This window comes from Candidatus Tisiphia endosymbiont of Ptychoptera albimana (assembly GCF_964026605.1).
In the GTDB taxonomy this organism is placed as follows: domain Bacteria; phylum Pseudomonadota; class Alphaproteobacteria; order Rickettsiales; family Rickettsiaceae; genus Tisiphia.
Genome location: NZ_OZ032164.1, coordinates 917,300 through 937,962, shown reverse-complemented (window position 1 = coordinate 937,962; position 20,663 = coordinate 917,300). Strand labels below are relative to the sequence as shown.

Genomic DNA, 20,663 nt, shown 5'->3' with positions numbered 1-20,663 from the left:
ACAGTATGATAATATATAATACACAGGTAGGATGTTTAACAATTTTTTCTGTTAAGCAAATATAATCAATAGCTTTATTTAAATTAAGGAGTTTGTTATGCTAATACAAAAAACTGCAATAGCTTTTTTAGCACTATTTGTGCTTTCTGGGTGTGGTGCTAAAAAGAAACCGACAGAAGCGGAGGTGACTCCTAGTGTCGAGGAAAGTTCTTTAGCTGCTGATTTCGAAAGAAATGTTGGTGATAGGATATTTTTTGCTTTCAATAAATCAGATATTTCAAGTAAATCAAAAGAACAGCTAAATAAACAAGCCGTTTGGTTAAAAAAACATTGTTGTGCTAAAGCTACTATTGAAGGACATTGTGATGAAAGAGGCACAAGAGAGTATAACTTAGCACTTGGTGAAAGAAGAGCAGAAGCTGTACGAAAATACTTGATTGGTCTAGGAATTGATAATAACAGACTTGATACTATCTCTTACGGTAAAGAGAAACCAGCTGTTATGGGTTTTGACGAAGCAGCTTGGGCACAGAACCGTAGAGCTGTAACTGTTATAAAATAAAGTATCCTACTATTTGCTCTTTTCAAGAGTTGTAAAAACAACTCTTGAAAGTTAAAAAATCGTCATTGCGAAGCACCGTTAGGTGCTGTGGCAATCTTCATGAAGTAAGGTCTCCTTCACAAGATTGCCACGTCACCGCTTTTGCGGCTTCTCGCAATGACATTTATGCATTTTAAAAAACAAACTTTTCTATCATTAGTTGGGACTCTTAAACTGCCCTGCAAACAGCAGTCATTTCTTGTATATCACCACTACAATGTAATACTAAGTCACAACCAGCTACAATAGTTTGTCTAGCAACTTCAACTATACTTGTAACAAATTCTGCCTTCAGTTTTGGGAATTCTTCTACTAAATATTTTTTTAGTCCGGTTTGGTCGGATTTGTCTTTAATAATTCCGTATTCAATAAGTTTTTCTAAATCTTGATTACTTATCGTAGTCGTAGAATCCTGCTTTTCAAAAATCGTCAGAGGTTTTTTAACTATTGAGTATTTAGCTGCAATTTCACCATGCAGGGCAAGCATACAAATATCATCTGAAACTAACATACCTTTAAAACCAATGTCATTTCTAATGAACTTTATAGCAGTGGGCGATAAAGTTACTGGTAGATTGGTATCTAAAGCCTCAAATACAATGTGAGCTGTCATAGCCCATCCTGCCTTAGCATTTTTAGATAGTTGTCTAAACACTTCAAAATCTGTATTATTTAATTCAGCAAGCGAACTGCTAACACGCGGCAACTTATAATGACTATCACACGTAGCTCGACCATGCCCTGGTATATGCTTAATAATGGCAATGCCTCCCTGCTCTTCTATCGCCTCTATTGTTTTTGCACATAAGCCAACTACTTTTACTACAGAATCTCCAAAGCTACGATCTCCAATAGCATTATCAGTATAAGGGTAACGCAAATCAGCAACTGGACAACATGGCGAGTCTATTCTATATTCTTTTAAACTCTTCATCAGGCTTGAATAATTTGCAAAAACTTTTAAATATGCATTCTCTGCACCTTCTTGATCATATATTCTACCGAAATCACCAGCAGGGGGATATTCTATATCTATGATAGGTGGCTTCAACCTTGCAACCCTGCCTCCCTCCTGATCGACAAAAATCAATATATTATAGTCATATAAGCCTCTTAAATCTTGTACTAACTTTAGTAACTGTTCTCGATCCACAATATTTCTTTTAAAGAGAATAAAGCCATATATTGAATTTTTTGATAATAATTCCTTTTCTTGCACAGTCAAACTAGTACCAGCAATACCAAATATTAAAGGTTTCTTGAACATATTATTATCCCTATAATGCGAATTCGGGATAAGAATTAACTAATTCTTATCCCGAATGGGGGTCTATAGTGTTTTCTGTAAATTACTAAATTTCGAATACTGACCATCATAGTGAAGTTTTACGCTACCAACACGACCATTACGATGTTTTGCTATTATAATATCCGCAATATTATATACTTGATTTAAATTACTCAACCATTCTGCGTGTTTTTCTGCATATTTTGCATCACTCGAAGAAGGCTCTTTACGAGTTAGATAATATTCTTCTCGATAAATAAACATCACTATATCCGCATCTTGTTCAATAGACCCAGATTCTCGTAAGTCAGATAACATTGGTCTCTTATCTTCTCTAAGTTCTACAGCTCTAGATAATTGTGATAAAGCAATTACTGGAATATTTAATTCTTTTGCTATAGCTTTTAATCCTTGAGTAATTTCCGAAATTTCATTTACTCTATTATCAGATTTATTTATCCCTCTAATTAACTGCAGATAATCTACAAATAATATACCAAGGTTATGTTTACGCTTCATTTTTCTTGCCCTAGTGCGAATAGCCGCAATGGATAAAGCTGGCGTATCATCAATAAAAAATGGTAGGTCAAGAGCTATAATTTCTCTACGTAATCGATTATAATTTTCTTCTGTCACATGACCAGACCGTAAGGCTGAAGAGTCAATGTTAGTATGCATGGAAAGAATACGAGTAGCAAGCTGCTCAGATGACATTTCAAGAGAGAAAAAACCTACTGACTTATCTTTTTCTTGTTCCTTATTTTTTAACTTCATAGAATTACAAGCATTTATCGCAAGATTTATGGCAAAAGCTGTTTTCCCCATTGATGGACGTGCAGCAATGACAACTAAATCTGAGTTATGAAAACCTGATAATTCCCTATCTAAATCAATTAATCCTGTAGAAATACCTATTACATGATTAGAATTCTTCATAGCTCTGTCAATATTGGCAAGGGACTCCGAGAGAGACACAGCAATTTTAACAAAACTCTTGTCATTAATTCCTTCACTAGCAAGATTATAAAGCTTACCCTCTGCATGCTCTATTTGTTGACTTGCATCATATTCTAAAGAGGAGTCATAAGCATTATTAACTACCTCCTCCCCTATCTGAATTAAATTACGCCTTACTGCCAAATCATAGATTATTTTTCCATAATCAAGGGGATTAATTACCATCATTGACAGAGTAGCTAGCTTATTTAGATAGTCACTGCCACCTAATTGCTGAAATAATTCGTCTCGTTCTAACATGCTTCTAAGCGTTACCGGAGTAGCAATTAAGCCTTTTTCGGTAATAACTTCAATAGCATTATAAATCTTTTGATGTATCGGCTCAAAAAAATGATCTGGTCTTAGGAATTCTGAGACAGTATTTAAGTAATCATGGTTGACTAAAATTGCTCCTATTAACATTTGCTCGGCCTGAACATTTGCTGGCAAAGTTCGAGCAACAGGCAAAACTATACTTGTCTCACTTGATCCACTTGACTTATCTATTTTATCACTCTCTTTTTTACTACGAGACATAATTTTAATTTAATGATTTAAAAACTTTTCTACTTCTAAAGCTGCCATACATCCTGTACCAGCAGCGGTAACTGCTTGTCTAAAAATTTTATCTTGTACATCTCCAGCAGCGAAAACACCTTTAATACTGGTTTCCGTTGAATTTGGTTTAGTAATAATATAATTATCACTATCTATATCTAGTTGTCCTTTGAACAAACCAGTATTCGGCATATGACCAATTGCTACGAATATACCAGTACAATTAATTGAACTAAGCTCACCTGTTTGAGTGTTTTCAAGCTTGGCTGAATTAACCGATTTAGGATTATCAGTACCAATGACCTCAATCAGTCTATGATTCCAAATGACCGATATTTTGGGATTTCTAAATAATCTCTCTTGTAAAATCTTCTCGGCTCTAAAACTATCCCGGCGATGAACAATAGTCACCTGACGTGCATGATTAGTTAAATATAATGCCTCTTCAACAGCACTATTCCCCCCACCAATAACTAATACATCCTGATTCTTGAAAAAAAAACCATCACAAGTAGCACAAGCTGAGACACCATATCCTTTGAATTGTGCTTCGGAAGGAATATTCAGCCACCTTGCTTCTGCACCGGTACATATTATAACGCTGTCCGCCCTAATTATACCAGACGAGGTGGTTACCACTAAGGGTTTTTTTGAAAAATCAACCTTTTCTACATAATCATAGATAATTTCTGCACCAACATTTTTTGCCTGTTGCGTCATTTGTTCCATTAACCATGGACCTTGAATAGGCTCTGCAAAACCTGGATAATTTTCAACATCTGTAGTAATAGTTAGCTGCCCACCTGGCTGCATACCATGCAATAATATCGGTTTTAGTGCTGCCCTAGCTGTATAGATTGCTGCACTCAGTCCAGCAGGACCTGACCCTATAATAAGTACTTTAGTAGAACGATTCATAACAACCTAAATTTTTATATTTTCAAAGCATTTACCCAAGATTTTATATAACTAATCTGATCATCGGTCATTAATGAAGGTACATGACCAGCATAATCAACAACGAACAAATCAAAATCTTTGGTTTCTTTCATCTTCTCAATAGTAGATTGTTGCAAAATTTCTGATTTAGCCCCGTGGATAACCAACAATTTACAAACAATCTTATTCCATATAGTCCATATATCAACATTTTTTGGCTTATTTGCATTAGCATTCATACCTTGTACTATGGCAGGATCATAATTCATTTTATATTTTCCATCTTGGATTTTTATAAAACTATATTTGGTAAGATGATCCCAATCTTCCTCACTACTAATACCGAATTGGCTATATATTAGCTTTAAATGTTGCTTGGCACTAACTAAATCAACAAATGAGGGAGTTTGACCTGCATATTGACCAATTTTAACTAGAGGAGATGCTGGAATAAAAGGTCCTACATCATTTATAATCATTGCTTTGATAAGTTCCTTATATTTACTAGCTAGCACATAACCAATTATTCCACCCATGGAAGTACCAAGCCAAATACAGTTGTTAATACCTAATTTTTTTAAAAAAAGCACCGTATCTTTTACATATACTTGATAATTATAATGCTTTTTCGTTTTAAAAACATCACTATCCCCACGTCCTGGATAATCTATAGCAATTACTCGAAAATTATCACTTAATACCATAGCGATTTTATCAAAATCATGAGCATTCCTAGTTAAACCATGGGTACAAATTATTACATTTTCATTATTAGGGTCACCAAACTCAAGATAAGCTATTTTATGAGCTGGAATATATTGTGAGCCTAACCAATTAATATAAGGTCCAACTTGGATAAATTTTTGTATCATTTTTTTATATCATTAGTGCTATAGCTAACCTGACTAGCATTACACCAAATTCACAGACGCTATTAGCGACGAAGCAATCTATAATTTCGCGTTAATCAGGTTAGCTATAATAATTAATTCAAATCACTTAAAAATATAGTTACCATAACTGGTATATATACTACACCAAAAAGCAGGGAAAGAAATACTGTGGTAGCAACTTTTTCTGGATAGAATTTTTGTAAACTGGCTATGACAATTACGTTTGCTGCCATAGGAGCAGTTGAAAGAAGCCTTAAAGCATTGTAATAATTCTCATCATACCATCCTAAAACAAACTTATCCAAAAGAATAAATATGTTAACCCCTAGTGGATAGAATAAAAATTTTGCCATGAAAGTAGCTAAAGTAAACTTTATGTCTATTTCAAACTTTTGCAAAGCTGAAAGAGCTAAACCAACCATAACCATACCAAGTATAGAAAATGCCCCCCGCATGTTATATATAAAATCATCTAGGAAATCAGGTAAAGTAAAACCAGCAAAACTAAATAAACAACCAAGTAAAAAACCGTTTAAAATTGGTAACTTTACAACCTTCAAGATACTTTCACTACTATTAGCAAAGCTCCTAGCACAAATATAAAAGCCTACTGATGATTCGAAAATATTTATTCCTATAACTGCCATCATGTAGATGCTTAAAACATAATCATCAAAGAGAGTAGCGGCTATTGGCAGCATAAAATAACCACCATTAGCGGTACCTGCAGATAATGCTATAATGTTTCGTGTATGATCAAGCCAATATCGCCCAAAAAAATAGTAGGAAAATATTGATAACGAAGTGGCAATGAAAAAAACAACTACAGTAACGCTTAATGCTGATAAAGTCAAAGTAGTACTGGCGGGAATAGCAAAAAAAACAATAGGAGATATAAAATAGAATAACAAAGAAGCTATACTATCTCTCTCAACTTTAGAATATCTTCCTGCTAAAAAACCAATTACTACACTCAGTAATACAGAAATGGTTTTAAAAAAAACTATAGTAAAAATTGCCATGCTCTAAAAGCCAAAAGATATCAGATGCTGTTTTACTTAACCTTTTAGAAAATAGCAAATTTATTCCACAATTAACATAAATAAAGTACCTTTATTCACCTAATTCTTGTATAGCAAGACACAGATCTGCTAATTGAGTTCTATATTTTTGTTTACTAAGATAGCGACTATTTAATTTAAGATTTTCAAAATCTTTATTACTGGTAGGTAAATATTGACAAATCTGTACTAATTCCTCATCAGAAATAAAATGTCTCCTTGGTAAATCTATTGTACTGGCTTGTTCCTCCCGATAAGCTGCCATAATTTTCATTTTATGAATAAAAGACTCTGAATGATTATTGAATCTAACTTTTTGCCAAGCTTTTTGTACATTAATAATATAATTTTCAATATTAAGCAAAGATTTTATTTGCTTGTCATATTCGTTTTGTAAGTTATTATCTTGAATTATTTGTTGCAATACCTTGTAAATCGGCTCTAAATATTCAACATCTTTAATAGCATAATTTAACATATTAGCATTAATTGGACGCTTTAACCAATCAGACCGTTGGTAAGTTTTATCAATGTGAACTAAGCAAATTTTGCTACATATATCCGAATAACTCAAATATTTACCAAAATCACAAATACCAGCTGCAATTTGTATGTCAAAAACATTTTTTGGCAGTTTCTTAAATAAACGATAAAATATCTCAAAATCCTCTCTAGGGGCGTGAACTATTTTAAGAATTTTATCGTTCAGAAATATTTCGTTAATAGGAGAAAGATTCAAATTGCTCAAAGTGTCAATTATCACTTTATAACTACTGGCCATAATTTGAATTATGCTAAGCTGAGCAAAATAGGTATTTTTACGCAAGAACTCAGTGTCAACACTTATAGTCTTACAATCCAATAACTGTCGACAGAATTTATTTAATGCTTTCTGATTATCAATAATAAGTATTTTTGAAGTATTAGTAATTAAATTGCTCCTATATAATAAACTTGGTATTTTTCTATACGCGAATTTGGGATAAGAATTTGTCAATTCTTATATACTCTTCTGTTTTGAAGAATTGTTTTTTGAAAATATCATGGATTCGCATGTGTAACTATACTATATGTATGCTACGCCTTCTCACCATTCATTTTCAAATCCAATTCGTAGGATCATTTGAGTATCCTAAATTCGGTGAAATTATATATTGCTTCGTCGACCTACGGTCTCATCGCTAATAGACGTTTTATAGACGTATATGTCTATTAGCGAGCGAACGTATGTGAGCGTGGCAATCCATTTTGCTAAAAACATGATTTTAATCTTTTAAAATCATGTTTTTAGCTTTAGAAAGGTTTAAAATGTATTTGCGTTAACCGCTTTAAGAATGCATTTTTCCTTATATTCAAGCCAATTTTGGATAAGAATTAACTAATTCTTATCCAAAATTGGGGTTCTATGCTTTTTTGTGGTTAAAAGTAGCGTAACACTTTTACGCTACTTTGTCAAAGATGGAATCCTTAATTTATAAAACTCATCTTAAAATAAGTGTTTCATAAGTGCTACAATTAAAAAAACAATTAAGACATTTCAAGAAACAGATAATCAGAACTATTAAACCGATGTCTCCCATCGAACTAAGGTAAAATAGTCAAATAAGATTCTAATAATACTATTAACGCGAATTCGGGATAACAAGTTATCCCAAATTCGGCTGTATATATAGAAACAATCAGGTTTGAAGCGGCTGCCCACCTGATTGTTAAAATATCATTTGCGTTCAATAGATGATTTTAATTATTAAAATCATCTATTGAACGGTAAAAAAGTTAAAATGTACTCACAGAACCGCTTCAAGAGTACATTTTTCTTTATATCATAGCTAATTCAGGATAAGAATTATAATTCTTATCCTAAATTAGGGTTATTAGAATTTCATAAGTGTGAATTTTAACTATATCAACTCTTTCAATTCTTTTATATTACTAATTGGGCAAATTAGGTTATTACTTAACTTTTCAAGTTTGGAGCAAATTAATTTATTGAATCCTAATTTCGTTGCTTCTTTTATTCTCATTTCTGCTGCATTGACTTTTCTTATTTCACCAGATAAACCAATTTCTCCAAAAAAAACACTATGTTCTAGCACAGCTTTATTATTTGCTGCAGAAATTAAAGCAGCTGCAACAGCTAAGTCTGAAGCTGGTTCTGAAATTTTAAGCCCACCAGCAACAGTTAAATATACTTCCTTAGAAGTTAAGTTAAGACCAAACCGTACATTAAGTACAGCTATTATCATTGATAATCTATTTAAATCCCATCCTACAACCGAACGTCTTGGCATTGGCATATTGGAAGGGGCAATTAATGCCTGAATCTCAATTAATAACGGTCTAGATCCTTCAATTCCAGCAAATACTGTTGTTCCGCTAACATTTTTATCCCTTTTCATCAGAAATAGCTCGGAAGGACTAGAGACTTCCATAAGACCACTAGCAGTCATCTCAAAAACACCGATTTCTCCTATTCCACCAAATCTATTTTTAATAGAACGCAAAATACGAAAATGACTATTAGGATCACCTTCAAAATATAGCACGGTATCAACAAGATGTTCGAGTAACTTAGGACCAGCTAATTGTCCATCTTTTGTCACATGACAGCTAAGTAAAATAATAATATTATTTTGCTTAGCATAGCTAACCAACTCATTAGCACAGGCCCGAATCTGCGAAATAGTGCCAGGTGGTGATGATAGTGTGCGAGTTACCATTGTCTGAATTGAATCGATAACTACCAAATCAATATTGTTCTTATCAGCATCAATAGTTGAGATAATATCTTCGATATTAGTGGCAGCTAAGATAGATGCTGTTTTATTGCTAAGTCCTAATCTTAAAGCTCTGAGTTTTATTTGGTCAATGGATTCCTCACCAGTTATATATAAGCAATTCATTCTAATTTTATCACAAAAAGAACTTGCCACTAAGTGTAATAATAAAGTTGATTTACCAATTCCAGGATCACCACCAATTAAAATTGCCGAAGAGGAAACCAACCCGCCACCCAACACTCTATTTAATTCATTTATAGGAGTAGGAGTACGTAATGATTCCACAACAACACCATCAAGCTTTTGTATTTGTTGTTTATTGCCTAACCTAACTTGTACTTGACTAATTACCTCTTCTTCAATCGCTCCCCATAAGCCACAATCAAAACATTGTCCCGCCCATTTTGATGTACTATTACCACAATTTGTACATATATATTGCTTTTTAATTTTACTCACTTTCCTAATTTTAATTCCTTTTCGCCCTATATGATATTATGCAACCAATAATTGCTCCAACAGACTATTCGCTTCCTCTATAATATCTTTTCCTACCAATGTTTTGGTAAATACTAACTTAGTATCCGGTTTTATTTTGGTTTGCTGAGGATACTTTATAACAAAATTTCTAACCTTATCAGCTATATCTGCTTCTTTATAAAATTTTAAAACAAATCCTCTTTCACCAGAGTCTAAATTTTCAATATTAAGCTTTCTACATTTATGCTTTATTTTTACTATATTAAGTAGATTATTAAATTCTGATGGGATAGGACCAAAACGATCAACCATTTCGTCCTTAAAATTTTCAATATCTACATCATCCATTAAATTTCCAACTCTTCTGTACAAACTTAGTTTAAGAGCAGAATCTGCAATATAATTGTCAGAAATGAAAACAGGTAATCCCAAATTAATTATTGGCACAAAAGCTTTTGGCTGCTCAATAACTTCATCCTTAAGAATTGCTATTTGTTCATCTAACATCTCCTGATAAAGCTCTACTCCTACTTCTTTAATCTGTCCAGACTGCTCTTCTCCTACCAAGTTACCAAAACCACGTAAATCCATATCATGGCTGGCAATGGTAAAACCAGAACCAAGAGTACAGCTACTCTGCATTATTTCTAGACGTTTTATTGAATGTGCGGTCATTTTTTTATAATTAGCTAAGGTTAAATAGGCATAACCTCTGACTTTACTTCGTCCTATCCTACCTCTGAGCTGATATAACTGACTCAAACCAAGCATATCAGATTTATGAATAATCATTGTATTAGCTTCGGCAATATCTATACCTGACTCAATTATTGTGGTAGAAACGAGTATGTCAAACTTACCATCACAAAATTCACTCATAATCTCATCTACTTTGGCAGCTGGCATTTGACCATGAGCAACTTTGTACTTTAGTTCAGGTACAACCTCCTGTAAGTATCTCTCTATATCCGGGATGTCCTTAATTCTAGGCACTACATAGAAACTTCTACCACCACGGAAACGTTCTCTAAGTAAAGCATCTCTAATAATCACCGGATCAAACGGCATAACTGTTGTCCGAACTTCTAGCCTATCAATCGGTGGTGTGGCAATGATACTAAGGTCTTTCAGCCCTACCATAGACATCTGCATTGTACGAGGAATTGGTGTTGCCGAAAGAGATAGAACATGCATTGTAGTTCTTAGTTTCTTTAAATGTTCCTTTTGAGCAACACCAAAATGTTGTTCTTCATCAATTATTAATAATCTGAGGTTACTAAATTCTATATTCTTACTCAGCAAGGCATGTGTACCAATTATTATATTAGCTGTACCCTTTTTGATTTGTTCTTTAACAATTTTAGCCTCACTATTGGTAACTAGGCTAGATAATTGTACTATATTCAGCCCTAAATCCTTAAATCTTTTACGAAATCTTAAATAATGCTGCTTACCTAGAATAGTAGTTGGTACGACAATGGCTACTTGAGGGGAGACGTCACAGTTTGATTTAGCTACCATAAAAGTTGCCCTTATTGCCACTTCAGTTTTTCCAAAACCAACATCACCACAAATTAATCTATCCATTAAAATACCTGAGTCAAAATCTTTTCTAATGTCATTTATGGCATTTAATTGATCTTCAGTTTCGGTATATTTAAATCTCTGACAGAATTTGTCATATTCTTCATGATCAAACTCTATTGGATTAGTTACAGTTAATTTCCTCTTAGCGGCTATTGCTAATAATTGCTCGGCAATTTCTGTAATACGATTCTTGAGCTTAGCCTTACTTCTTTGCCAGCTACTGCTACCTAACTTGGCTAGCTGTGCTTCACTGCTACCATATTTCTTAATTAGCTCTATATTCTCAACAGGAATATATAATTTATCATTATTTTCATATAAAATTTTTAGGAAATCATGAGCCTTGCCTTTAACATCTAGTGTTTCAACATTAAGAAATTGACCAATACCATGATCCTTATGAACAACTAACTCCCCTTCGCCTAAATTATCTAATTCCATTAGAATGTTTTTAAGCTTACGTTTAGCACCTTGCTGGCGAACGTTTACCGCACTTTTTCCTAAAATATCGTGAGCTGCAATAAACAAATATTTATCACTATAAAATCCTTGACTAAGTTGGACATATGCAAGATTTATCACACCAATTTTTGCCTGTTGTAGATTGTCTATCTCTATATATTCTCGTGAGTAGCTATTTATCAAGCTCTTCAGTCTTTCCAAATTACTTTTAGACTGACAAAAAATAATTGGTATTTTAGTATTATTGTTCTCTATAATCTCAAATAGCTTATCAAAAACTGTCTTATCCTCAATAAAACTAGTTGCAATAATTTTTTCTAATGAATATGCATAAGATGAATCTTCAGGACTAATTAAAATATTCTTATCCTGTTCTAGTAAAGTTTGTATTTCTTGACTGGTAAAGTACACTTGCTCGGGAGGTAATGCAGGATAGAATGTGTTTAATTTTATTTTGTTAGACTCAATCCGCGACCTGTAAAGATCTGTATAATTATTCTCCTGCTCAATAATTGATTGTAACGACAAATTATCATAAATAATAATAGGGTCATCTAAATAATTAATTAAGCTACTGAAAGAATTATAGAATAAAGGAGATAAATGTTCATATCCTTGAAATTTTTTTCCTTCAATTACTGATTCATATAAAGGGCTATTCACGTAATTAACACCAAAAGCTTTTAGATAATTATCTCTAAAATTCTTTATTGTTTCTAGATTTAATATTACCTCACTGGCAGAATTAATTATTAACTCCGTGCAGCTATTAGTAGAAATTTGACTATCAATATCAAATTCTCTTATTGACTCTATGTGATCCCAACTAAAATTAATACGATAGCCCTTATACCCTGGCAAAATTATATCTACTATCTCTCCTCTTACTGAAAATTCACCACTATCAATGCTACTACTACTCCTTGTAAAACCATTATGTACTAGGAATTCGGCGAGCTTGCCCGCTGAAAACTTCATTTTATTATGTAATTTCAGAAAAGACTTAACTAAGAATTCCGAAGGTGGTAATTTGCTCAGTAAATTCACAGCATTAGTAACTAGCAATTTTTTTTCATTATTAGTTGCTAAATAACTTAGTGCATTAGCTCTTTCTGCTAAAATGTTAGACTGGGGTGAAATGCGATCATATGGTATAGTATCAAAACTAGGAAAATATAATATATTACTAGTCTTAATGCTTTGTGCAAAAAATAATAATTGTTTATGGCTATTGATTGCATCATCTTCACTGGCAAAAATAAGTAAAATATTCTTAGTTGGTTTATTTGAGAAATACTCATTAGCAAAAAAACTTTTTGCACTGAGTGGTAGAGGTTGTTGTATCATTGTTTATTAAGCTTATAGGCGGTTAATATCAAAATTAAGTATTTGTAACATCACTTTTGAATTTAAGTGAACAGGAGGAGTTGTTTTATTGGTAATCCAATCATAAATATCTATATCATTTTGATTAAGTATTAAAGCAAAATCTGTTAAACTATCTATATCCATATTAGCAAGAAATTGTTCAGCAAATTTACCTAATATTAACCCGGTTTCTTTGCAACCACGATTTTTGCTTTGGTATAGTAATTTTTTAGCTAGGAATGCTTTTTTTAAATAGTCCATATTGATAATCTTATAAAAAAATATCATAATATGATTCAGATAGTTTGACAATTACCAAATATAAAATATAAAATGTAAACTGTATATTAAGTAGTATATACTCAATTAGTCTAAATCTTATTCTTATTCAATAAATTTTAATATATTCAAAAAAATGCAGATGCCTATAAGTATCAAAAATATATCTTCCTTAGAAGCTTATAAGTTGCTAGAAATGGATGAGTGTACCATTGTTGTTGATATTAGAACTACTGAAGAATGGCAGAAAATAGGTATTCCAAAGCTTGATAAAGATCAAGTACTGTTTCTGAGCTGGCGTTTATTACCTGATATGTCATTAAATTGTGAATTTAACAATCAGTTCATGTCGAAAGTCAATAATAAAAATAATGTATTATTCCTTTGTCGTTCAGGTGCCCGATCTCATGAAGCGGCATCGTGTGCTGGTGGTTTAGGTTATCCAAACTGCTACAACATCATTGATGGTTTTGAAGGAGGAGCTAATGGAGCTGGTTGGAAACAAAATAATTTACCATGGCAAGTTCTGTGAATACTAACCAAAATCAATTGACTGTAGAAAAGGAAGTAGCTCATTATAGAGATATTTGGCAGCATGTGTGTTCTGATCTTAATAAACATTACGGTGAGTCTTTGTATAAAAGTTGGTTCAGTAAGATTAACTTTCTAGAAGCTTCTACTACTAATGTTATACTTTCTACACCAACAAATTTTATCCGAGATTGGATAAAATCAAAATATGCACGTGATATATTGCAATCTTGGCAGTCTTATGACAAAGATATTAAATCAATTGAGATAGTTACTAAAGAATTACTAGAACAAAATCCAAATATACCTGAATATTTAGCAAAAATTCCATCAATAAAAGAAGGAATGGATCTCAATTCCGAAGGCATTTTTTCAGCATTAGACTTACGATTTACTTTTGAAAATTTTGTAGTTGGTGGACCAAATGAGTTAGCATATGCAGCCTCTAGAGCAGTTGCTGAATCAGAAAGTGCCGTAGCTGAATCTAACCCCTTATTTTTGTATGGGGGTGTTGGTCTTGGTAAGACACACTTAATGCATGCTATTGCTTGGTATATAAGACATAATAACCCGACTCGCAAAGTAATTTACATGTCGGCAGAAAAGTTTATGTATCAATTCATCAAAGCACTTCGTAATAAAGATGTTATGTCATTTAAAGAAGAATTTCGTTCAGTTGACGTGCTAATGATCGATGATATTCAATTTATATCTGGTAAAGATAGTACACAAGAAGAGTTTTTTCATACTTTCAATGCTTTGATTGATAATAATCGTCAAATGGTTATATCATGTGACCGTTCACCGTCAGATTTAGATAATATTGAAGAGCGGATTAAGTCTAGGCTTGGTTGGGGCTTGGTTGCAGATGTTCACAGCACTACTTATGAACTAAGATTGGGGATATTAGAATCTAAGCTTGAACAGATGAATATTCACATACCTAAAAATGTTGTAGAATTCTTAGCATCAAAAATAACGTCAAATGTCAGAGAATTAGAAGGGGCTCTTAATAAAGTTATTGCTCATTCAACTTTAGTTGGTAGGGAGATAACTTTAGAAAATACCCAAAATATTTTACGTGACTTACTACGTTCCAATGAAAGAATTATAACGATTGAAGATATTCAAAGAAAAGTAGCTGATCGTTATAATATTAAATTTTCTGATATGTCTTCTCCTAGACGTATTCGCTCAATAGCTAGACCAAGGCAAGTAGCTATGTATTTAAGTAAAACATTAACCCCAAAAAGCCTTACTGATATCGGCAAGAAATTTGGTAAGAAAGATCATACTACAATAATGCATGCTATCAAAAAAGTAGAAGAATTATGTGAAATTGATACAGAATTTCGTGAGGAACTTAGTCTGTTAATGAAAATACTGCAAAACTAGATTACTATGAACTTAAAGAAAAGCACGTTTCCCATAATAGAAGTCTTATCCCGAATTGGCTTTAATATTTCGAGGTATTATGCTATTATAACCTCAGCATCCGTAATGGAAGTCAATAAGAAAATAATAACTTACCATAAATTTTCATTGCAAGAAGAATTATTTTTGACAATAGAGTGCATAAAAGCTAGTAATTTACGCATAACAGCAACAAGAGCAACTTTTGCTGGTTTATGTTTAGCAATTAAGTGGTCATAAAAATTACGTAAACGCTTATTACATCGTAAGGCAGCTACTGCAGCCATATAAAGAACTCTTCGAAGATTACCTCTACCGGCAAAAATACTTCTTCTACCTTTATAACTACCGCTTTCTCTAGCAAAAGGAGCAAGACCTACTAAAGCAGTTAAGTTTCTAAAAGTAATATTACCAAGTTCTGGTGCTTCACATATTACTTTTAGAACCTGAATGGCGAAATCTTACTAAGTGGTAAACAATTAAACAAAACTTCTCGTCAACTTCTATCTTTGATAGTGTCTCGTATACAATTTTATAACAAATGCTAGAGAAATAGAATATTTTTTTGAATATTAATATATATACTCGGTGAACTTCAAGAATTGGTGTTCCTGCGACCAAAGATCGAAGCTGCCTAGTTACTCATATACACCTAGCAGCTCGACTTTGCTACTGCCTAGCTTCTTCTTGAAGTTGACCTTCGTTTACCAACTAGATTGACTTATGCAGTAAGTCTATTTACAAGCAGTATATATAACATGTGTTTATCAGACATCTGAGTTAGAGAACAAAAAATATACAAAAAGGGCAAAAAAACTATACGACAAACTTTGCCGTTTTGGTATAATGTATGAATAAAAAATATTATGTTTTACGAATATTGGTTGAATATGTAAGAGTTTCGTCTGAAAATGAAAGATAGAATACAGATTTGCAATATAATGCTTTGATAAAAGCTTGAGTTGATCAACGTAATATATATATAGATCAAGCTAACTTACGCAAAAAAAATTATTTACTCGATGTTAGTTATATGTGGACCTACCGCTAGTGGCAAGTCTTATTTGGCACATTATTTAGCTAAAATATATAATGGTGAGATAGTTAATTGTGATTCTATGCAGATATATAGGCAGATTCCCATTATTACTGCCTCGCCATCACAAATATACCGTAATGAGATTCCTTATCATCTTTATAATTTTTTATCTATAGAACAAGAATTTTCAGTAATACAATATGTAAATCATGCTCTTGAGAAAATTACAGACATTCGTAGTAGAGGCAAGTTACCAATAATTGTTGGTGGTACTGGGTTATATATTAATTCATTACTTTTTGGTTATAATGAAATACCAACAATATCTCCTGAAATTAGACAATATGTTAGAGAGCTACACTCTAAAATTGGTTCGACCCAGTTTTTTTATAAACTAAAAGAGCTAGATAACCTGGCTGTTCAGAAGTTAAATGAACACGACACTCAAAGGGTTATAAGAGCCTATGAAGTATTTATGGAAACCGGGCAATCTATATTTGCTTTCCAAAGCTTACAAAATAAATCTATTCTTCCAGCATTTGATTTTAAGGTAATTTTTCTACATCCAAAGAGGGAATTTCTTTATCAAACATGTAATACTAGGTTAGAAAAATTATTTAATGAAGGAGCAATTGAAGAAGTAGCTCAAATTAAAAAAGATTTTCCTGATATATATTCTTCTGCAATAAAAACCATTGGTCTACGGGAAATATTATGCTATTTAAATAATGAAATTACTTTGCAAAATGCCATAAATCTAGCACAAATTAAGACTAGGCAATACGCAAAAAGGCAAATTACTTGGTTCAAAAACCAAATAAAGGACAAGGTAACTCTAGAATATTCTAATAATCAGCAATTTGAAGAGTTGATTATTGATTTGTCGATGATTTTATAAAAAATTTTTCAAATAATTTGCATATATCTATTAGTGTAGTTGATTTTTGTGATATATTGTCATGCGGGAAGGATGAGTTTTATAGTTAATCCGTTATATGTTCTAGATCAGGAATCTATTCGAGTTAGCTATAACGAATCTATAGGGTATTGTGGTTCAATAACTTCTTTCGAAACTCTATTTCTGCTGGTGATTTGTACATGATACCGACACTCTACTCCTTACGTACATTCAAGTACGCTACGGTTCAAGGTGAAGTGTCTCCTTCAAACCCTTGCACATAAGTGAGTTTCGAAAGAAGTCTAATTTATTGGCTTTTATGTTAAATGAACGTATAACTGAAAATATTGTTAGGAATCTATTACGAGAGAAAGGTTATTATAATGATGATAACCTTATAATAGAAGAGCAATCATCAATAAATCCCAAAATAGATAAATTACTAAAAAATTCTTCAAAAAGTGGTAATGGTGTAGGACGTCCTGAATTTATTATATCTTTTAAAAATAATCCGGATAATTTAATTGTCATAGAATGCAAGGCAAGTATATCACAACATGAAAGTAAAAATAGAAACCTATATAAAGATTATGCTGTAGATGGTGTTTTATTATATGCTTGTTATTTAAAAGATGCTTTTAATATAATCGCTATTGCAGTTAGTGGACAAAATGAAATAGAGAAAAAAATCTCAACTTTTTTGTGGTTAAAACAACATTATACCTATAAGGGTATGCTCGACAATATTTTTCTAAAATCCATAGAGATTGAAAATATTATCAAACAGCAATCTAAGCCATTTGCAGAAGAAGAGCTTATTAAGAAAGCAATAGAATATAATTCATTTTTGCATAATTATTCTATACCAGAAGTCGAAAGATGTACGTTAATAAGTGCAATTTTAATTGCATTGCAATATGCTCCCTTTTTGAATAGCTACAAATATTACACATCCAACAAAGAGCTAACTGAAGCCCTATTATCTGCTTGTGAAAGTGTTTTGAAGCAAAATGATTTAGATTCTGAGAAAAGACAAATTATAATTTTAGAATACTCAAAATTTAGAAACAATAATGATTTTAGTTCTGATATAATTTACAATAAAAAGACAAAGAAAGATGAGAAAAACACCCTTTTGAGGGATTTTATTTTATCTATCAATCAAGATATTTTACCCCATATTGATGAAAGTCAATTTGATATTTTAGGAAAATTTTATACCCAATTTATAAGATATGCTGGAAGTGACAAAAAAACTGGTCTTGTATTAACACCCTGCCATATTACAGATTTCTTTTGTGATATCGCAGAATTAAGCACTGATGATATTGTTTTTGATCCTTGTTGTGGAACGGCTGGTTTTTTAGTAGCTGCAATGAATTACATGCTTAAAAAGGCAGGAAATAATACAGATAAACATAAAAAGATAAAATCAAGCCAATTAATTGGCATCGAAAAAAGAGCTGATATGTTTTCTCATGCTTGCTCTAACATGATGATGAGAGGAGATGGTAAAAGTCATATTTTATATGGTAGTTGTTTTGATGAGAAGAACAAAGAAATAATAAAAGAACAAAAGCCAACAAAAGGCTTTTTAAATCCACCTTACCAAGATGGAAACGCTGATGAACAATTAGAGTTCATAGAGAATACTTTAGAATGTTTGACTAAAGGTGGCATTTGTGTTGCTATTTGTCAAATGTCCACGGTTGTTTCTGAAGCTAGTAAAGTAATTGAAGTTAAAAAAAGATTGCTAGAGAAGCACAGCTTAGAGGCGGTTTTTTCTATGCCAAACGATTTATTCCATCCAATCAACGTTAACAGTTGTATATTAGTTCTTAAGGCACACTATACACATTTAAAAAATAAAAAAACTTTTTTTGGTTATTTTAAAAATGATGGATTTGTAAAACAAAAAAATAGCGGTAGAATTGACAAGAATGATTGCTGGAAGAATATAAAAGATTTCTGGTTAGAAAAATACATTAATAAAGAGAGCGTTGCTGGTATAAGTATAATAAATAATGTTACCGCGGAACAAGAATGGTGTGCCGAAGCGTATATGGAAACAGATTACACCAACTTAACGGAAAATGACTTTATTAAAACTATTAAAGATTATGTTGGATTCCTATTTCTGAATAATTATATACAACTTGCAACAAATAGTATATCTTCTAATCAGGATAGAAGTTTAGAAACTGCAAATTGGCAATATTTCTACATTTCAGACATATTTGGAATTTTAGAAAAAGCTAAATGCAGTAATGCTTCAGTACTGTTAACTAGTGGAGAGGATGTTTTTTACATAGGAGCTAAAAAGACCAATAACGGTGTTATGGAAAAAGTTGTAACAGTTGATAATCTAATCTCCAAAGGCAATAGTATAGTATTTATAGGAGATGGGCAGGGTTCGATTGGATACACAAATTACCAACCATTTGATTTTATTGGTTCCACGACATTAACCTTAGGTTATCATCAGAAACTAAATAAGTATAATGCCATGTTTTTAGTAACTGTGCTTGATCTGGAAAGATACAGATATTCTTTTGGTAGAAAATATGGGAAGAATATTGTCAATAGTGCAAGAGTTAAATTACCAACAACACGACAGGGAACACTAGATTGGGAATTTATGGAAAACTACGTAAAATCATTACCTTATAGTGGTTCTCTATAAAGAGAATAATAGTATACTCAAATCATTTGAGTATACTATACCTTTACTGTCAATTTTAATTTGATCAATTAAATCATCGAAAGAAGTCTATTGCTTACCGCAAACCGTCTTAAGTAAGTTAAGCCAAGCAATCCAGTCACGTTTACCTAAATCTTCTTCAAATGATAATAAATCTTGCACCGATTTTCTACAAGTTTCTTGAGATGGTATGATTAACTCCTGATTTGTTGAACATGCTAAACATTGGGTTTTACATGCTTGCTCTAAATGATAAGTATAAAACATAGCTTCATGTATTGTCCTACCACATACTAATATTCCGTGATTACGTAGAAACATAACATAATTTTGCCCGAGATCATCAAGCATTTTATTACTGTGATTAGACGTAAGTATAAGAGAGTTATATTCATGATAAGATACTCTTTCATAAAAATGCAATGCCCACTGACTTATGGGCATCAATCCAACTCGCATAGATGATACAGCAACAGTTGCAGGAGTATGCAAATGAAAGATAGATGAAATATCCTCTCTTGTTTTATAGATATTACCGTGAGTGACATAACCGGTTTCATTGTAACTATATTCGCTACCCTCTAAAACTGTTCCATCCAAACTAACTTGCAGTAAATTATCGCTAGTTACTTCCTCAAACCTTAAGCCAAAAGGATAAATATAGTAAAAATCAGCTCCTTTAGGTCTTGCCGATATATGAGTATATGTATGATCATCTAAGCCCAAAATTGCAAGAATTTGGTAGGCAGAAGCTAAATTAAGTTTGGTCTCTAAAGTCATTATTATATC

General features: G+C 32.2%; 16 protein-coding genes and 1 pseudogene. 5 read left to right on the top strand and 12 right to left on the bottom strand.

Annotated elements, in window-relative coordinates; genetic code table 11:
- Positions 1-97 precede the first annotated feature (97 nt).
- Complete coding sequence (pal, locus tag AAGD36_RS04365; RefSeq protein ID WP_341755084.1) at positions 98-562, top strand: peptidoglycan-associated lipoprotein Pal; 465 nt, start codon at positions 98-100, stop codon at positions 560-562.
- Between the two features lie 208 nt (positions 563-770).
- Here the strand turns inward: pal and AAGD36_RS04360 are convergent, their stop codons facing one another.
- The 9 genes from AAGD36_RS04360 to AAGD36_RS04320 all read right to left on the bottom strand — a co-directional run bounded on the left by AAGD36_RS04360 (position 771) and on the right by AAGD36_RS04320 (position 13,301).
- On the bottom strand, positions 771-1,868 hold the full coding sequence (locus AAGD36_RS04360; RefSeq protein WP_341755083.1) for a glycoside hydrolase family 3 N-terminal domain-containing protein: 1,098 nt from the start codon (positions 1,866-1,868) through the stop codon (positions 771-773).
- 63 nt (positions 1,869-1,931) lie between these two features.
- Positions 1,932-3,422: a replicative DNA helicase gene (locus AAGD36_RS04355; protein ID WP_341755082.1), complete on the bottom strand. Its 1,491-nt coding sequence runs from the start codon at positions 3,420-3,422 to the stop codon at positions 1,932-1,934.
- Positions 3,423-3,431: 9 nt separating this feature from the next.
- On the bottom strand, positions 3,432-4,361 hold the full coding sequence (gene trxB / locus AAGD36_RS04350) for a thioredoxin-disulfide reductase (RefSeq protein ID WP_341755081.1): 930 nt from the start codon (positions 4,359-4,361) through the stop codon (positions 3,432-3,434).
- A 14-nt stretch (positions 4,362-4,375) separates the two neighbouring features.
- Positions 4,376-5,254, bottom strand: coding sequence for an alpha/beta fold hydrolase (locus AAGD36_RS04345; RefSeq protein WP_341755080.1), 879 nt, complete (start codon positions 5,252-5,254; stop codon positions 4,376-4,378).
- 113 nt (positions 5,255-5,367) lie between these two features.
- Entirely contained in the window at positions 5,368-6,297 is a 930-nt protein-coding gene (locus AAGD36_RS04340) for an AEC family transporter (protein ID WP_341747269.1), read from the bottom strand.
- 91 nt (positions 6,298-6,388) lie between these two features.
- Positions 6,389-7,249 (bottom strand): ribonuclease D, encoded by an 861-nt coding sequence (locus tag AAGD36_RS04335; RefSeq protein ID WP_341756007.1) that lies wholly within the window; start codon positions 7,247-7,249, stop codon positions 6,389-6,391.
- A 988-nt stretch (positions 7,250-8,237) separates the two neighbouring features.
- Complete coding sequence (gene radA, locus AAGD36_RS04330) at positions 8,238-9,575, bottom strand: DNA repair protein RadA (RefSeq protein WP_341755079.1); 1,338 nt, start codon at positions 9,573-9,575, stop codon at positions 8,238-8,240.
- Between the two features lie 36 nt (positions 9,576-9,611).
- Positions 9,612-12,992 (bottom strand): transcription-repair coupling factor, encoded by a 3,381-nt coding sequence (gene mfd, locus AAGD36_RS04325; RefSeq protein ID WP_341755078.1) that lies wholly within the window; start codon positions 12,990-12,992, stop codon positions 9,612-9,614.
- A 12-nt stretch (positions 12,993-13,004) separates the two neighbouring features.
- Positions 13,005-13,301: a succinate dehydrogenase assembly factor 2 gene (locus AAGD36_RS04320; protein WP_341755077.1), complete on the bottom strand. Its 297-nt coding sequence runs from the start codon at positions 13,299-13,301 to the stop codon at positions 13,005-13,007.
- 133 nt (positions 13,302-13,434) lie between these two features.
- On the opposite strand from AAGD36_RS04320, the gene AAGD36_RS04315 reads away from it, so the two are divergent.
- Together AAGD36_RS04315 and dnaA are read left to right on the top strand one after the other, a co-directional pair.
- Positions 13,435-13,824 (top strand): rhodanese-like domain-containing protein, encoded by a 390-nt coding sequence (locus AAGD36_RS04315; RefSeq protein WP_410521228.1) that lies wholly within the window; start codon positions 13,435-13,437, stop codon positions 13,822-13,824.
- Positions 13,809-15,218: a chromosomal replication initiator protein DnaA gene (gene dnaA / locus AAGD36_RS04310; protein ID WP_410521227.1), complete on the top strand. Its 1,410-nt coding sequence runs from the start codon at positions 13,809-13,811 to the stop codon at positions 15,216-15,218. Before AAGD36_RS04315 ends, dnaA begins: the two co-directional genes overlap by 16 nt.
- Positions 15,219-15,349: 131 nt before the next feature.
- On the opposite strand, the gene AAGD36_RS04305 is transcribed toward dnaA, so the two are convergent.
- Together AAGD36_RS04305 and AAGD36_RS06960 are read right to left on the bottom strand one after the other, a co-directional pair.
- The gene (locus tag AAGD36_RS04305; protein ID WP_341752114.1) at positions 15,350-15,523 is read right to left on the bottom strand and encodes a hypothetical protein; all 174 of its coding nucleotides are present in this window, start codon (positions 15,521-15,523) and stop codon (positions 15,350-15,352) included.
- 9 nt (positions 15,524-15,532) lie between these two features.
- Positions 15,533-15,643: pseudogene (locus AAGD36_RS06960) on the bottom strand (transposase); the annotation flags it as partial.
- A gap of 615 nt (positions 15,644-16,258) precedes the next feature.
- On the opposite strand from AAGD36_RS06960, the gene miaA reads away from it, so the two are divergent.
- Together miaA and AAGD36_RS04295 are read left to right on the top strand one after the other, a co-directional pair.
- Entirely contained in the window at positions 16,259-17,173 is a 915-nt protein-coding gene (miaA, locus tag AAGD36_RS04300; RefSeq protein WP_341752113.1) for a tRNA (adenosine(37)-N6)-dimethylallyltransferase MiaA, read from the top strand.
- A 319-nt stretch (positions 17,174-17,492) separates the two neighbouring features.
- A complete protein-coding gene (locus tag AAGD36_RS04295) occupies positions 17,493-19,856 on the top strand; it encodes an N-6 DNA methylase (protein WP_341755076.1) in 2,364 nt (787 codons plus the stop codon).
- An 87-nt stretch (positions 19,857-19,943) separates the two neighbouring features.
- Here AAGD36_RS04295 and AAGD36_RS04290 read toward each other — a convergent pair whose 3' ends face one another.
- The gene (locus AAGD36_RS04290; protein WP_341755075.1) at positions 19,944-20,654 is read right to left on the bottom strand and encodes a class II aldolase/adducin family protein; all 711 of its coding nucleotides are present in this window, start codon (positions 20,652-20,654) and stop codon (positions 19,944-19,946) included.
- Positions 20,655-20,663 lie beyond the last annotated feature (9 nt).

What these genes read in the sequence shown, in the direction of transcription:
- miaA (WP_341752113.1), top strand. Translation starts at nt 16,259, where the DNA reads ATGTTAGTTATATGTGGACCTACCGCTAGTGGCAAGTCTTATTTGGCA.
- dnaA (WP_410521227.1), top strand. Translation starts at nt 13,809, where the DNA reads ATGGCAAGTTCTGTGAATACTAACCAAAATCAATTGACTGTAGAAAAG.
- AAGD36_RS04295 (WP_341755076.1), top strand. Translation starts at nt 17,493, where the DNA reads ATGTTAAATGAACGTATAACTGAAAATATTGTTAGGAATCTATTACGA.
- AAGD36_RS04360 (WP_341755083.1), bottom strand. Translation starts at nt 1,868, where the DNA reads ATGTTCAAGAAACCTTTAATATTTGGTATTGCTGGTACTAGTTTGACT.
- AAGD36_RS04340 (WP_341747269.1), bottom strand. Translation starts at nt 6,297, where the DNA reads ATGGCAATTTTTACTATAGTTTTTTTTAAAACCATTTCTGTATTACTG.
- AAGD36_RS04355 (WP_341755082.1), bottom strand. Translation starts at nt 3,422, where the DNA reads ATGTCTCGTAGTAAAAAAGAGAGTGATAAAATAGATAAGTCAAGTGGA.
- AAGD36_RS04345 (WP_341755080.1), bottom strand. Translation starts at nt 5,254, where the DNA reads ATGATACAAAAATTTATCCAAGTTGGACCTTATATTAATTGGTTAGGC.
- pal (WP_341755084.1), top strand. Translation starts at nt 98, where the DNA reads ATGCTAATACAAAAAACTGCAATAGCTTTTTTAGCACTATTTGTGCTT.
- AAGD36_RS04290 (WP_341755075.1), bottom strand. Translation starts at nt 20,654, where the DNA reads ATGACTTTAGAGACCAAACTTAATTTAGCTTCTGCCTACCAAATTCTT.
- AAGD36_RS04305 (WP_341752114.1), bottom strand. Translation starts at nt 15,523, where the DNA reads ATGGCTGCAGTAGCTGCCTTACGATGTAATAAGCGTTTACGTAATTTT.
- trxB (WP_341755081.1), bottom strand. Translation starts at nt 4,361, where the DNA reads ATGAATCGTTCTACTAAAGTACTTATTATAGGGTCAGGTCCTGCTGGA.
- mfd (WP_341755078.1), bottom strand. Translation starts at nt 12,992, where the DNA reads ATGATACAACAACCTCTACCACTCAGTGCAAAAAGTTTTTTTGCTAAT.
- AAGD36_RS04315 (WP_410521228.1), top strand. Translation starts at nt 13,435, where the DNA reads ATGCCTATAAGTATCAAAAATATATCTTCCTTAGAAGCTTATAAGTTG.
- AAGD36_RS04320 (WP_341755077.1), bottom strand. Translation starts at nt 13,301, where the DNA reads ATGATATTTTTTTATAAGATTATCAATATGGACTATTTAAAAAAAGCA.